Here is a 12927-nt window from a genome sequence, read left to right as displayed (position 1 = left end):
GCTCGTTTTTCATCCTTCCTTTGACCGGCCTGCAATCGAAACGATGCACGCGAGAGCTGGCAGGCGGTAAACGACATGAGAAGTGCCATGAAGAAAAAACGCCAGCGCCTCATTTCCGTTTTGCTCATTCCAGACGACAATGCCGAGCCGTACAGTTTTCGTCTGAGCTGGACGAAGGCCAAAATCATCATGGCCGTGGCAGCCGTGCTCGTGTTGCACATGATTCTCGGTGTCGTCGGTTACGTTCAATACGCCAAAGTCAGCAGTGAGAACGCCGAGCTGGAGCGCTCGAATACGCGTCTGCTCGAGGACAACAAGCGGGTCTATCGGCTTTCCGCGCAGCTCGAAGCCATGGATCGCGATCAGGGCAAGATCATGAGCCTGCTCGGCGTGGACAATCACAAGAGCGGCCGCGCCACCCTGAACGCCTCGTTGTTGCCGAATCTGGCGGCGGCTACCGAGTCCGCGCCCGACGCCGAAATCCCCGAGCCTGCGGCAACCGTCGGCGAGGGCGGTACCGAAGCCAAAGGCAGCGGCCGCTTGCTCATGGCCGATGCCAGGGAAAGCAACAGGTTCCCGGTCAATCTGCCGACCTTGCTGCCGGTGCAGGGTTTCCTGAGCGAAGAGTTTTCGCGCGAGGTCAAAATGCCCTGGCAGACGCACGCCGGCATCGACATCGCCGGCAAGCGCGGCTCGGTGGTGGTGGCTTCGGGGGGCGGTTACGTCGTCTTCGCCGGCTGGCACAATGACCTCGGCAATCTCGTGATCATTCACCACGGCGGTGATTTGTTCTCCTATTATGGCCACAACGACCGCCTGTTGGTGCGCGAGAAGAGCCTGGTGAAACGCGGTGATCCCATTGCGTTGCTCGGCAGCACCGGCCGCAGCTCGGGACCCCATCTGCATTTCGAAATTTCGCAGGGCGGAAAATCCGTGGATCCGCGGGAATTCCTCCTGACTCTTCGGTCGGGCTCCCTGCCATAAACAGTTTTGATTCTTTCAACACGAGGCAATGATGTTGGGAAAAAAGGAAATGGAAGATTTCGACAAAGGCGGAGACCTCAATACCATCATCGGCAAAGGCTCCATCGTGGAAGGCTCGATCAAGGTGCAGAGCAGTCTGCGCATTGACGGCCGCGTGAAGGGTGACATCACCGCGACGGATTCGCTGGTGATCGGCAAAGACGGAGAAGTGGAAGGCGAAATCCGGGTGAAGAACGCGATCATCGGCGGCCGGATCAAGGGCAAAGTCTTCGCCAGCGGCAAAGTGGTGCTGGAGGCAAAATCCTCCTTCAACGGCGAAGTCAAAGCCTCCAAGCTGGTCATCGATGAAGGCGCCATTTTTGACGGCGTGTGCTCGATGAGCGAGGATGCCAAAGTGCTGGCCCTGCCCGAAGGTCCCGATGGCCGGCCGCGCATGGCCTCGCCCAACCGGCCGGGCCGCCCGGAGATGAATGTCGCCCATCCTTGAGGCGCGCATGATGTCCAAACCTGACCCGGGTGCGTGGTTGAAAAGCATGCCAGGGGTCGTGGCCTATCTCGATCTCGGGTTGCGCTTCGCCGTGTCCGCCGTGCTGTTTGCTTTGCTCGGGTATTGGGTGGATTCGAAGCTGTCGAGTTCGCCGATTGGGCTGATCGCCGGCGTGCTGTTTGGCGCAGTTGCCGGCTTCATCAATCTCTATCACAATGTCATGCGGCTGACGCGCCAGGAATCCGACGGGTCGCGCAAAGCCGGCCAGAACCGATCCAAAACCGCCGGGTGAGAAACCTTGACCTGCGCAGCGCTTGCTTTGTTGCTCCCGGCCGTGGCGGCCGGATCCTCCGCCTCCCAGAGTTTTGGGTACGGTCTGGCCATCAGCGCCGGCATGGCGGTCGTCGGTTTTCTGGCATTGCGCTGGGCCAGCACCCGGTCGCACAAAATTTTCATGAGTGTGCTCTTCGGAGGCCTGCTGTTTCGGGTCATCGTCGTGGGGGTGGCGCTGTTCGTGGTGTGGAAATTTTCGAGCCTGGACCTCACCATCTTCGCCGCTTCCCTGGTGGGAACGTATCTGATCCTGCAATTCACTGAAACGCTGATTCTGCAGAGACATTTCAAACGCATTAAATCGATCAGGAATTCATGACGCCGCTGCTGATTGGCTGGTTTCTCGCACTGTTCACCTTCGCAGGCGACACCCCGCAGGAACACACCTCTTCCCATCCTCCGCCGGCGGCCGCGACGGCAGCGCCGCAGGAGGCGCATCATCCCCCCTCGGAAAGCATCGGCAGTTTCATCCTCCATCACATCAGTGATGCCAACAAGCTGGACTTCCAGCCTTTCGGCGAAGTCCACCTGCCGCAATTCGAGCTTTTCGGAATCGATTTTTCCATCACCAAGCACGTGGTGATGATGATGGCTGCCGCGGTGTTCTTGCTCATTCTGCTGGCCACCGCCGCGCGGCGCAACCGTCCGGGCACGGTGCCCACCGGCTGGGCCGCCGCGGTGGATGCGGTGGTGGAATTCATCTACAAGGAAATCGCCATTCCCAACATGGGCGAGAAGGCCGCCGCGACGTTTGTGCCCTATCTCTGCACCGCTTTCTTCTTCATCCTGACGTGCAATCTCCTGGGCTTGGTTCCCTTTGCGGCAACCGCCACCGGCAACGTGAGCGTGACCGCCGCCCTGGCCGCGCTGACTTTTCTGCTCACCCAGTTCGCCAGCATCCGTTCGCACGGGGTGCTGGGCTATCTGAAGCATCTCACCGGCGGCGTGCATCCCGCGATGTGGATCGTCATGATCCCGGTGGAGTTTCTCGGCCTGTTCACCAAGCCCTTCGCCCTGTGCATTCGTCTGTTCGCCAACATGACCGCCGGTCACGTCGTCATTCTCGCGCTCATCAATCTGATCTTCATCTTCAGCAAGAACGGCGCGAATCCGGCGGCGGGCTACGGCATTGCGCCGGTGTCGGTGGCGTTCAGCCTGTTCGTTTATCTTCTGGAAATTCTGGTTGCCTTCCTGCAGGCTTACATTTTTACCCTGTTGTCCGCTCTTTTCATCGGTTTCGCGGCGGCTCATTCCGAGCCTCATGAGGAGGAAGCCCATCCCGCCGAGCCGGCGCACTGAGCGCGTGACCGCGCGCCGGACTCCTCCTGGGTCGTTCTGTTTCTTTCCGGAAGGGCAGGGTACGCCGTTCCGCTGCGGCGGTGCGGCGCAGGCAGCAATCCGCGTTGGATAATCGGCTTTTCGGCAATGTCAAAAATAAACTCTTTCCTGGTTTTCAACTCTGACGGAGGAATTCGCAATGGGTGAATTCGGCATGGCACACTTGGCCGCCGGTATCGGCGCCGGCATCGTGGCAATGAGCGCGGGATTCGGCATCGGCAAAATCGCAAGTGCCGCGATGGAGGCGATTGGCCGGCAACCCGAAGCCGCCGGTGACGTGCGCGGCTCGATGATTATTGCCGCGGCGCTGATCGAAGGCGTGGCGCTGTTCGGCGAAGTGATTTGCTTTTTGCTGGCCGGCAAGTAAGCGGTCCGTTGTTCGGCAATTCAGCTTGTTCGGTTGCTCATCGTTCAATTTCTCAGATGAGGCATGTTAGAACTGCACACCGGTCTGATCGCGTGGACGGTCATCATTTTCGTGCTGCTGCTGTTGCTGCTGCGCAAGCTCGCCTGGCAGCCGATCGTCGCGGCCATTGATGAACGGACCCGCAAGATTCGGGAATCGCTCGAGCGCGCCGAGCAGGCGCAGCAAAATGCGGAGCGCATGCGGCGCGAATATGACCAAATGATGGCGAAGGCGCGCCAGGAGGCGCAGGACATGATCGCGAAGAGCCGCAAAACCGCGGAAGCCACCCGCGACGAAATCGTGCTCAAGGCGCAAACCGAAGCGGAAGCCCTGCTGCAGCGCGCCAAGCGCGACATCGGTCTGGAGCGGGAAAAGGCGCTGGAGGAAATCAAGCGCACCGCCGGCGAGCTGTCGGTGGCCATCGCCGCCAAGATCATCGGGAAATCGCTCAGCGCCAAGGATCACCAGGATCTCATCCGCCAGGCGCTGAAAGAGATTCACCCGCTGGTCGGTGAACCGAATTGAAACCGTTCGCGGCGTGCCGCCCGCCGGCCCGCGAACCCCAACTCGAAATCGTGCACAGGCCCCAGTGACGGTCAGCCTATGAAACAGGGTATCCTCGCGCAACGTTACGCGCGCGCGTTGTTTGCCGTGGCGCTGGAGCGCCAGCAACTCGAGGCCATCCGCCGCGAGTTGCATGGCGTCGTTGCCGCGATCGAAGAAAACCGCGAGTTGGACCTGTTTCTGCGTTCCCCGGAAAGCAGCCGCGCAGAAAAACGCCACGCGCTCACCCGCGTGTTGCAGGCGCAATGCTCCCCCATCGTGTTCAACTTCCTGATCCTGCTGGTGGACAAGGGACGGATTGGCATGTATCGCGAGATCCAGCAGGCTTGGCAGCGGCTCTATGACAAGCATCATCGCAAGCTGAGAGCGCTGGCGATTTCCGCCGTGCCCATGACCAAGCCCGAGCTGGATGCCCTGCAGGCGGATCTCACCAAAACCTTGAAGATGCAGCTCGAGCTCGAAAACCGGGTCGATCCCGGCATTCTCGGCGGCGTGATTCTCGATTTGGACGGCAAGATTCTCGACGGCTCGGTGCGGTTGCAGTTGCAGCGCTTGCGCGAGGCGATTCACCGCCAGCGCAATTGACGGCCGGCGCCGCGGTCGGGAAGCCGTTCGTGCGACCATCGCTTCCCGCGCCCGCCGCGAACGAAAGCCACTTCTTGGAGACTGGAGTTCATGGAAATTCGTCCCGATGAAATCACTTCGATTCTGAAAAAACAGATCGAAGGTTTTGAAAGAAAGGTCGACATCGCCGAGGTCGGCGAAGTCATTCAGGTGGGTGACGGCATCGCCCGCGTCTACGGCCTGGAAAACGTCCAAGCCAGCGAGCTGGTCGAATTCCACAACGGCGTGATGGGCATGGCGCTCAACCTGGAAGAAGACAACGTGGGTGTGGTGCTGTTTGGCCGCGACACTGAAATCCGGGAAGGCGATCCCGTCAAGCGCACCGGACGCGTCATGGACGTGCCGGTCGGCATGGAGCTGCTCGGCCGCGTGGTGGACCCGCTCGGCAATCCGCGCGACGGCAAAGGCCCGGTGAACGCCAGTACGCGCGGCTTGCTCGAACGCAAGGCCCTGGGCGTGGTGCAGCGCCAGCCGGTGAAAGAGCCGCTGCAAACCGGCTTGAAGGCCATCGACGCCATGATTCCCATCGGCCGCGGCCAGCGCGAGTTGATCATCGGCGACCGCGGCACCGGCAAAACCGCGGTGGCGGTGGACACCATCATCAACCAAAAGGGCGGGGACGTCAAGTGCATCTATGTCGCCATCGGCCAGAAAGGCTCGTCGGTGGCGCGCGTCATCAAGACTCTGGAAGACGCCGGCGCGATGGATTATTCCATCGTGGTGGCCGCCAATGCCAGCGATCCGGCGCCGCTGCAATTCATCGCACCCTACGCCGGCGCGGCCATGGGCGAATATTTCCGCGACAACGGCATGCACTGCCTGGTGGTGTACGACGATCTTTCCAAACATGCCTGGGCTTACCGCCAGGTTTCGCTGCTGCTGCGCCGGCCGCCGGGCCGCGAAGCCTATCCCGGTGACGTTTTCTATCTGCATTCGCGGCTGCTCGAGCGCGCCTCCAAACTCACCGATGACATGAACGCCCTGCGGCACCATGGCGTCACCAAGGGCGGCGGCTCGCTCACCGCGCTGCCGATCATCGAAACCCAGGCGGGTGACGTGTCCGGCTACATTCCCACCAATGTCATTTCGATCACCGACGGGCAGATCTTTTTGGAAGGCGATTTGTTTTACGCCGGCGTGCGGCCCGCCATTAACGTCGGCATCTCGGTGAGCCGCGTCGGCGGCAACGCCCAGATCAAGGCCATGAAGCAGGTCGCCGGCCGTTTGCGCCTCGATCTCGCGCAATACCGCGAGCTGGCGGCGTTCGCCAAGTTCGGCTCCGATCTCGACAAGGTTACGCAACAGCAGTTGGCGCGCGGCGCCCGCATGGTGGAGCTGCTGAAGCAGGGCCAATATCAGCCACTGCCGGTCGAGAAACAGATTGCCATCATTTTCGTCGGCGCCAACGGCCTGTTGGACAGCCTGCCGGTGGATCAGATGCAACGATTCGAAGCGGAATACCTGAGCTATTTGGAATCGACTCATCCCGCCCTCCTCGAGACGCTGCGCAGCAAGAAGGCCATCGACGATGATTTGCGCGGCCAGATGCTCGAGGCGGCCAATGAGTTCTTGAAACTTTTCGGCGGCAAGGCATAAATGGCGACTCTTCGTGACATCAAGCGCCGAATTGCCAGCGTCAGAAGCACGCAGCAAATCACCAAGGCCATGAAGCTGGTGGCGGCCGCCAAGCTGCGGCGCGCGCAAGAGCGCATGTTGAAAGCGCGGCCTTATGCCCACAGCCTCGATGAAATGCTGGGCCACGTCAGCGCCAAAGTCGATCCGAGCTGGCATCCGCTGCTGGCAGTGCGGGAACCGAAGCACCTCGCCTTCGTGGTGGTCACCGGCGACCGCGGCCTGGCCGGCAGCTTCAACGCCAACATCATTCGGCGCGCCACCAGCGAGTTTCAGGCGGCGCAGCAGCCGGGCGTCGAAGCCGCGCTCATCTGCGCCGGCAAGAAAGGTTTCGAACACTTCAATCGCCGCGGCTATCCCATCCTGGCAAACCTCACCGGCTTCTTCAACAATCTCGATTTCGTGCATGCGCAAGGCCTCGGCCGCCTGATTCAGGAGCAGTATCTGGCCGGGAGCCTCGATCGCATCTATCTCGTCTACAATGAATTCAAATCGGTGATCCAGCAAAAGCTGGTGGTGCAGCAGCTCCTGCCGATCGTGCCGCGGCCGCCCCAGGACGAAAAGTACCCGACTGATTTCGTGTTCGAGCCTGCGCCGGTGAAGATCCTGGATACGCTCTGCCGCAAGTACATCAACATTACCGTCTGGCAGGCCCTGCTGGAATCGTATGCGGCGGAATTGGGCGCGCGCATGGCCGCCATGGATGCCGCCACCGACAATGCCAAGGAAATCATCGCGCAATTGACGCTGCATTACAACAAAGCACGGCAGGCTGCGATCACCAAAGAGCTGCTGGAGATCGTGGGCGGCGCGGAAGCCCTGACCAAGTAGTGGCTGTGCAACCCGCCGGGAAACGCGGCGCACGGCCAACGCAGCGGCGATATCAAACTCTCGTTTTAGAAAGGTGACGACCTGATGAGTGAAGGCAAATTGGTTCAAGTCATCGGCGCAGTGGTGGATGTGGCTTTCGAAGACGCCGAGCTTCCTGCCATTCTGACCGCTTTGGAAGTTGTCCAGAATCATACCGGCGGCAGCCGGCTGGTGTTGGAAGTGCAACAACACCTCGGTGAAAACACCGTGCGCTGCGTGGCGATGGATTCCACCGATGGCCTGGTGCGCGGCATGAAAGTGAAGAACACCGGCCAGCCGATCACCATGCCGGTGGGCACCGGCACCCTCGGCCGGTTGCTGAACGTCATCGGCGAACCCATTGACGAGAAGGGCCCGATTCAAGCGGAACGCTACCTGCCGATTCACCGCCCCGCGCCGGCTTTGGAAGATTTGGATCCGCGCTCGGAAATTCTGGAAACCGGCATCAAGGTCATCGATTTGCTCGAGCCTTATTCCAAGGGCGGCAAAACCGGCCTGTTCGGCGGCGCCGGCGTGGGCAAGACCGTGTTGATTCAGGAGCTGATCCGCAACATCGCCACCGAGCACGGCGGTTATTCGGTGTTCAGCGGCGTGGGCGAGCGCACGCGAGAAGGCAACGACCTGCTTTTGGAAATGACGCACTCCGGCGTGATCTCGAAAACCAGCATGGTGTTCGGCCAGATGAACGAGCCCCCGGGCGCACGTTTGCGGGTCGGCCTTTCGGCGCTGACGATTGCCGAGTATTTCCGCGATTTCGAAGGCAAGGACGTGCTGCTATTCATCGACAACATTTTTCGCTTCACCCAGGCCGGCTCGGAAGTTTCGGCGCTGCTCGGCCGCATGCCCTCGGCGGTGGGTTATCAACCGACGCTCGCCACCGAAATGGGCGCGCTGCAGGAGCGCATCACTTCCACGCGCAAAGGCTCGGTGACTTCGGTGCAGGCCATCTACGTGCCCGCCGACGATTTGACCGATCCGGCGCCCGCCACCACCTTCGCGCATCTCGATGCCACCACCGTGTTGTCGCGCCGCATCGTCGAGCTGGGCATCTATCCGGCAGTTGATCCGCTCGATTCCACCTCCCGCATTCTGTCGTCGCAAGTGGTGGGCGAAGAGCACTACCGCGTCGCCCGCCAGGTGCAGCAGATTCTGCAGAAGTACAAGGAGCTGCAGGACATCATCGCGATCCTCGGCATGGAAGAGCTTTCCGATGACGACAAGATCGTGGTCAATCGCGCGCGCCGTCTGGAGAAGTTCCTGAGCCAGCCCTTCCACGTCGCCGAGGAATTCACCGGCACGCCCGGCCGCTACGTCCGCCTGGAAGACACGGTGCGCGGCTTCAAGGGCATTGTCGAAGGCGAATATGACGATCTGCCGGAGCAGGCGTTCTACATGGTCGGCACGATCGAAGAAGCGGTGCAGAACGCCAAGAAGATGAAAGGATAAAACCGGCTGCCGGTTGCCGGCGGGTTTGCGCCCGGCCGGCGGCCCATGCCCGCGATCACCATGGCCTCCGCAAAGAGTTATCTTCTCGAAATCGTCACGCCGGCGAGCAAAGTCTTTTCGGCGCAAGTCAACGCTGTGGTTGCGCCGGGAGAGGCTGGCTATTTCGGTGTGCTGCCGCATCACACGAATATGCTGGCGACACTCAAAGTCGGCTATCTGAAAGTGGAGATCGGCGACCAGACGAAGTACTTTGCCATCAGCGGCGGCATTGCCGAGGTCATGCCCAGTGGCGTGAAGATTCTGGCGGAGGCGGCGGAGCCGGCTTCTGCGATCGATGCCGAACGCGCGCGGCAGGCGAAAGAGCGCGCCGAGCGCCGCCTGCAGGAGGGCCGCAAGCAGTGGGATGTGTTGCGCGCCGAGGCCGCCCTGGCGCGCGCAATCAATCGCTTGAAGGTAGTTGAACTGATGAAGACTTGACCGCCGCCCCCCGCCCGTTTCCCCGCCGTTCCTGCGGCCAATGCGATCCTGCCCGACAACGGCAAAGAGTGTTATTCCTGCAAGCTTTTTCCATCCGACAATTCTCCATACCCGGCAGTGAACTGTTGACCATACTGACGGTGGCGCGCACAGTTTTGCCTTCGCGCTGCTGAAGCCAAAGACCTCATCATGCGCATGCAAGGAGAGCAGCGCATCCCAGCCCTCTTGAGAAGAGTAGATCAGCTTTGCAGGCGACCGGCCTGAAGACTGATTCTTTTCACAATGAACTCGTCTCCTCTTGCCTCGATGATCCGCCCTTTCCACCCGCCAACCTGACGAGAAAAAGATCGTCCCTGCACCGGCTTTTCTGCAATCCGCGGCGACTGCCGCTAGGTTCTGCACGAGTTTGAACAATGCCGAGCATCGCGGCCGGTGGGAAGCGCGCGCCTCATGAACTGCAACTTTGAACGCGCTGCCATTACCGCGATAATCGGCATTTTCATTTATTGGCGGTATACTCTCGCTGTCAAGACCGGCTGGCAAACCGAGGGGCTGCCACTGTCACGCGGGCGCGACAGTGGGCCGGCGGTTGCCGGTGGGGGCGCGCGGCCGAAAAAATTTTGCTTACGTAATCGTGAGGCACTGCCAGTATATAAAGCCTCAGATAGATTGTAAAAAATGATTTGCAATCCACGGATGGGTTGTGCGCCGCAGACCACGGGTCGATTCCTCTCGACTCCGAGCTGCGCAGGTGATGATCGTCGCGCCAGGCAGTGGGCTGGCATGCTACCAAAACCGAGGATGACCATGTGGCCAAAAGGACTAAGGGAAGGTCGCGTTCGAAGCATTGCTGCGATGTTTTTGCTTTCCTCCGCCCTGCACCTCCTTCCCCTCCTCGTCGCTCCGGCAACCGCTCAAGAGAGCCGCATTTTCGACAAGCAAAAGGCTGTGCGCTATGACGAGAAACTGAAGTTCTATCTTGATCAAAAGACGCGGAGCTACCTCGTCGAGACGGCCGCGCAGGAGCGGCTGCTGCTGGAGAGCATCAAAAATCTGTACACCGAGGTCAAGCAACGCGGTCTGGAAGGCATTGCCAAAGATCAACCCGGCTTCCAGCAGATCTATGGTGAGATGGATCGCATGGTGCAGGACTACACCGCCGAGCTGGACGCCATTCTCGCCATGCTCGACGAGATTCATGCGCTGGCCAAGACGCTGCGCCTGGAGAATCGCACCGATTTGCTGGAACAGTTCAGCGATCTGCGCGACCGGCTGTTGACTGCCATTGAAAACCGGGAGCTTTACAAAAAGAACGTCCCCACCACCGGCTACAAGGCCGGGCTGGTCCGCGAATACGACGTCGAAGTCGATTCGGTGTTGCGCATGTTCGACCGGCTGGAACGCTTCGAGCGCACGGCGCTGGCGCGCGCGGATTCGAGCGCGCTGCAGCTCGTCCAGCAGCAAAAACAGAAGATTCAAGGGATCGTGGCGCGCGTTTACGACGTCACCCACGAGGAACCGGCGATTGCCCACGCCTATCTCAAAGAAGTCGATCAGCTCACCAAAGTCCTCCAACAGCTCGACAAGCTGGACCAGGCGCAGGCGCCCACGCTGACGGCCGCGCTCGACGTGGAAGCCGAGCGCCGGCAGGTCTTGTCCCGGCTGGACAAAGGACTCGTCACCCTGTTGGGCTATGCCATCCAACCCGATTCCGCCACCATCACTCTGGAGCAGGCCTTTCAGGAATGGCGCGCCGGCCGCCACACCGCCTTCGAAGTGAAACGCACGCAATACGCCATATTGAAAAAGAATCTGCTGCAGACTGCGGACGCGCGCTCCTTCCTGCGCATGCTCAATCGCGATCTCAGCGACGCCCTGCTCAATTATGCCGCAGAGCGTTACCTGCTTGCCGATCTGCAATTCCAGGCGGCCATGCAGGACTATGGCCCGCACTTCGCCCGCCACGGCCTCACGCCGAATTGGGAAGCGGTGGTGTTCTACCGCGCCGAATCGCTGTATGGGCGCGGCATCTACGCCGAGGCTTTCAAGGTCTATGAACAGCTTCTGCGCGAGTATGCAGCCAGCAAATTTCGCGGCACGGCATTGTTGCGGTTGATCAGCATTGCGCACACGCTCAAGTGGCAGGAACCGTTCTTTGCCTATTATCGCCAGATGGATTCGCTGTCGGCGAGTCTGGAACCGAAGGTGCTCGCGCGCGGCCGCTATCTCGCCGGCTACGACCATCTCACCCACGATCGCTTCCACGAAGCGGACGCCGAGCTGGCCAAGATTCCGGAAAGTTCCAAGTACAACCTGGCCGCCCGCTATTTGCGCGGCGTCGCGCAAGTCAATCTCGGCAACTCGGCCGCGGCCTATCCTCATTTTGAAGCCGTCGCCAGCGCCGCGACGCTGCCCTGGAGTGATGCCTTCAACACGCTCCTGCGCAACAACGCGCTGCTCAAACTGGGTTTTATTTACTACGAGCGCGGTGATTACGCCAGCGCCGGCAGATATTTCGAGCAGGTCTCCAAAGGCTCGGAGCATTATGATCAGAGCCTGTTGGGGCTGGCTTGGGCGCAAATGAAGCAGGGCGATTTGGAAAGCAGTCTGGTGCAGACCGAGGCTCTGCTGGGCAATTATCTTGCTTCGAACTATGTCTATGAAGCGCTGGCGCTCAGCGCGCATTGCAAACGCCTGCTCGACCGCCCCGAGCCGGCAATGAAAGATTTTCGCTACGTCACCAACGCCCGCGGCGTGCTGGACGTGTCGAAGGAATACAACGAAGAGCGCCGGCAAATGGTGGCGCAGCTCGCGGAGTTGGAGCAGATGGAAAAGCAGGTGCTGGAGCGCCAGGATCGCCCGCTCTATGAGCTGGTGGCGCTCGCCAAGCAGGACCTGCAAGCGGTGCTGCTGAATTTCAATTATCGCGGCCCCAAGGGCAATCTGCTGATGGATGAATTTGCCGACGAGCGCCAGAGCATGTACGTGCAGATTCGCCATTTCGACCGTCTCATCGCCGAGGCGGAACAAGCGGGCCAGCCCGAAGTGGCGAAGGAGGCGGTGCAGCGGCGCAACCGGATCGTGCGGGCGCTGGAAGTCTACCAAGCCGACCGGGCGCTGCAGGCGGTGAATTATTGGGTGGAATATCCGCTGGCTGTCAAGGAGAGCGGCGCGCTCTACCGCAGGCAAATCGTTGACAGCCTGATGGTGGAAATGGAAAGTGAGCAGACCCGCTTGCAGGAAAACGTGGTGCGCTTCCAGGAACTGTTGTCAGCGCACGAGCGCGACAACACCGCAATTGCCACGAGCTTCGAGATTCTGCAGCAGGACTTGACCGATCTGAAATACCGCATGGACCGCTTTCAAACCTGGCTGAGCAGCTACGAAGTCGAGGCCGTGGAAAGCGATTTCGATCAATGGGCGGACTTCTCCGGGTTCGGCCTGAGCGATCTGACCTTTCAGGAGCTAGAGCGCCGCGCGCACAAAATCGAATTGCAGGCGGCCAACATTGCTTCCATTGATCAACTGCTGCGCGACCGCCAGGCCAGCCTGCAGGCGCGTCTCAAGCGCTTCGATGAAGAGATGCGCCGCATTGAAGCAGAGCTGCTGGAAGAGCAAGTGCGCCTGGACAAGCTCGAGCATCAGAAGTATTTCGACTATTTCTATTTTGACACCTCCGGCTCCGAAGTCCCGGCGGAAAAGCAAGCCAAGACGGCGATCACGCCGGACAAAGGCACGCCGTAACGGGGTGCCGTTGCCGGTCGCG

At 60.5% G+C, this 12927-nt stretch carries 13 protein-coding genes; all 13 read left to right on the top strand.

Features of this window, described 5'->3' with window-relative positions; all coding sequences use genetic code 11:
- The first annotated feature begins 87 nt into the window (after positions 1–87).
- A complete protein-coding gene (locus L6R21_19305; protein MCK6561348.1) occupies positions 88–984 on the top strand; it encodes a M23 family metallopeptidase in 897 nt (298 codons plus the stop codon).
- Between the two features lie 28 nt (positions 985–1012).
- Positions 1013–1471 carry a polymer-forming cytoskeletal protein gene (locus tag L6R21_19300; protein MCK6561347.1) on the top strand — a complete coding sequence of 153 codons (459 nt, stop codon included), beginning with the start codon at positions 1013–1015 and terminating at the stop codon, positions 1469–1471.
- Between the two features lie 7 nt (positions 1472–1478).
- Positions 1479–1763: an AtpZ/AtpI family protein gene (locus L6R21_19295; protein MCK6561346.1), complete on the top strand. Its 285-nt coding sequence runs from the start codon at positions 1479–1481 to the stop codon at positions 1761–1763.
- Between the two features lie 6 nt (positions 1764–1769).
- Positions 1770–2123: a hypothetical protein gene (locus L6R21_19290; protein ID MCK6561345.1), complete on the top strand. Its 354-nt coding sequence runs from the start codon at positions 1770–1772 to the stop codon at positions 2121–2123.
- The gene (gene atpB, locus L6R21_19285; GenBank protein MCK6561344.1) at positions 2120–3103 is read left to right on the top strand and encodes a F0F1 ATP synthase subunit A; all 984 of its coding nucleotides are present in this window, start codon (positions 2120–2122) and stop codon (positions 3101–3103) included. The genes L6R21_19290 and atpB overlap by 4 nt, the downstream gene beginning before the upstream one ends.
- Positions 3104–3281: 178 nt before the next feature.
- Positions 3282–3509: an ATP synthase F0 subunit C gene (locus L6R21_19280; protein MCK6561343.1), complete on the top strand. Its 228-nt coding sequence runs from the start codon at positions 3282–3284 to the stop codon at positions 3507–3509.
- Positions 3510–3572: 63 nt separating this feature from the next.
- Positions 3573–4073 carry a F0F1 ATP synthase subunit B gene (gene atpF / locus L6R21_19275; GenBank protein MCK6561342.1) on the top strand — a complete coding sequence of 167 codons (501 nt, stop codon included), beginning with the start codon at positions 3573–3575 and terminating at the stop codon, positions 4071–4073.
- A gap of 78 nt (positions 4074–4151) precedes the next feature.
- The gene (gene atpH / locus L6R21_19270) at positions 4152–4697 is read left to right on the top strand and encodes an ATP synthase F1 subunit delta (GenBank protein MCK6561341.1); all 546 of its coding nucleotides are present in this window, start codon (positions 4152–4154) and stop codon (positions 4695–4697) included.
- Between the two features lie 90 nt (positions 4698–4787).
- The gene (gene atpA / locus L6R21_19265; GenBank protein MCK6561340.1) at positions 4788–6332 is read left to right on the top strand and encodes a F0F1 ATP synthase subunit alpha; all 1545 of its coding nucleotides are present in this window, start codon (positions 4788–4790) and stop codon (positions 6330–6332) included.
- A complete protein-coding gene (atpG, locus tag L6R21_19260; protein ID MCK6561339.1) occupies positions 6333–7199 on the top strand; it encodes an ATP synthase F1 subunit gamma in 867 nt (288 codons plus the stop codon).
- A gap of 84 nt (positions 7200–7283) precedes the next feature.
- Positions 7284–8684, top strand: a complete 1401-nt coding sequence (gene atpD, locus L6R21_19255) for a F0F1 ATP synthase subunit beta (protein MCK6561338.1) — start codon at positions 7284–7286, stop codon at positions 8682–8684.
- A 45-nt stretch (positions 8685–8729) separates the two neighbouring features.
- A complete protein-coding gene (locus L6R21_19250; GenBank protein ID MCK6561337.1) occupies positions 8730–9161 on the top strand; it encodes a F0F1 ATP synthase subunit epsilon in 432 nt (143 codons plus the stop codon).
- 855 nt (positions 9162–10016) lie between these two features.
- Entirely contained in the window at positions 10017–12905 is a 2889-nt protein-coding gene (locus L6R21_19245; protein ID MCK6561336.1) for a hypothetical protein, read from the top strand.
- The last annotated feature ends 22 nt before the right edge of the window (positions 12906–12927 follow it).

The organism is bacterium, from assembly GCA_023150945.1.
Taxonomy (GTDB): domain Bacteria; phylum Zhuqueibacterota; class Zhuqueibacteria; order Zhuqueibacterales; family Zhuqueibacteraceae; genus Coneutiohabitans.
The sequence above is the reverse complement of the archived record's forward strand: the minus strand, read 5'-3'. Positions and strand labels throughout refer to the sequence as shown.

Excerpts from the sequence above, each read along its gene's own strand:
- atpG (MCK6561339.1), top strand. The coding sequence starts at position 6,333 with ATGGCGACTCTTCGTGACATCAAGCGCCGAATTGCCAGCGTCAGAAGC.
- L6R21_19305 (MCK6561348.1), top strand. The coding sequence starts at position 88 with ATGAAGAAAAAACGCCAGCGCCTCATTTCCGTTTTGCTCATTCCAGAC.
- atpA (MCK6561340.1), top strand. The coding sequence starts at position 4,788 with ATGGAAATTCGTCCCGATGAAATCACTTCGATTCTGAAAAAACAGATC.
- atpB (MCK6561344.1), top strand. The coding sequence starts at position 2,120 with ATGACGCCGCTGCTGATTGGCTGGTTTCTCGCACTGTTCACCTTCGCA.
- L6R21_19245 (MCK6561336.1), top strand. The coding sequence starts at position 10,017 with ATGTTTTTGCTTTCCTCCGCCCTGCACCTCCTTCCCCTCCTCGTCGCT.
- L6R21_19300 (MCK6561347.1), top strand. The coding sequence starts at position 1,013 with ATGATGTTGGGAAAAAAGGAAATGGAAGATTTCGACAAAGGCGGAGAC.
- atpH (MCK6561341.1), top strand. The coding sequence starts at position 4,152 with ATGAAACAGGGTATCCTCGCGCAACGTTACGCGCGCGCGTTGTTTGCC.
- L6R21_19295 (MCK6561346.1), top strand. The coding sequence starts at position 1,479 with ATGATGTCCAAACCTGACCCGGGTGCGTGGTTGAAAAGCATGCCAGGG.
- L6R21_19280 (MCK6561343.1), top strand. The coding sequence starts at position 3,282 with ATGGGTGAATTCGGCATGGCACACTTGGCCGCCGGTATCGGCGCCGGC.
- atpF (MCK6561342.1), top strand. The coding sequence starts at position 3,573 with ATGTTAGAACTGCACACCGGTCTGATCGCGTGGACGGTCATCATTTTC.
- atpD (MCK6561338.1), top strand. The coding sequence starts at position 7,284 with ATGAGTGAAGGCAAATTGGTTCAAGTCATCGGCGCAGTGGTGGATGTG.
- L6R21_19250 (MCK6561337.1), top strand. The coding sequence starts at position 8,730 with ATGCCCGCGATCACCATGGCCTCCGCAAAGAGTTATCTTCTCGAAATC.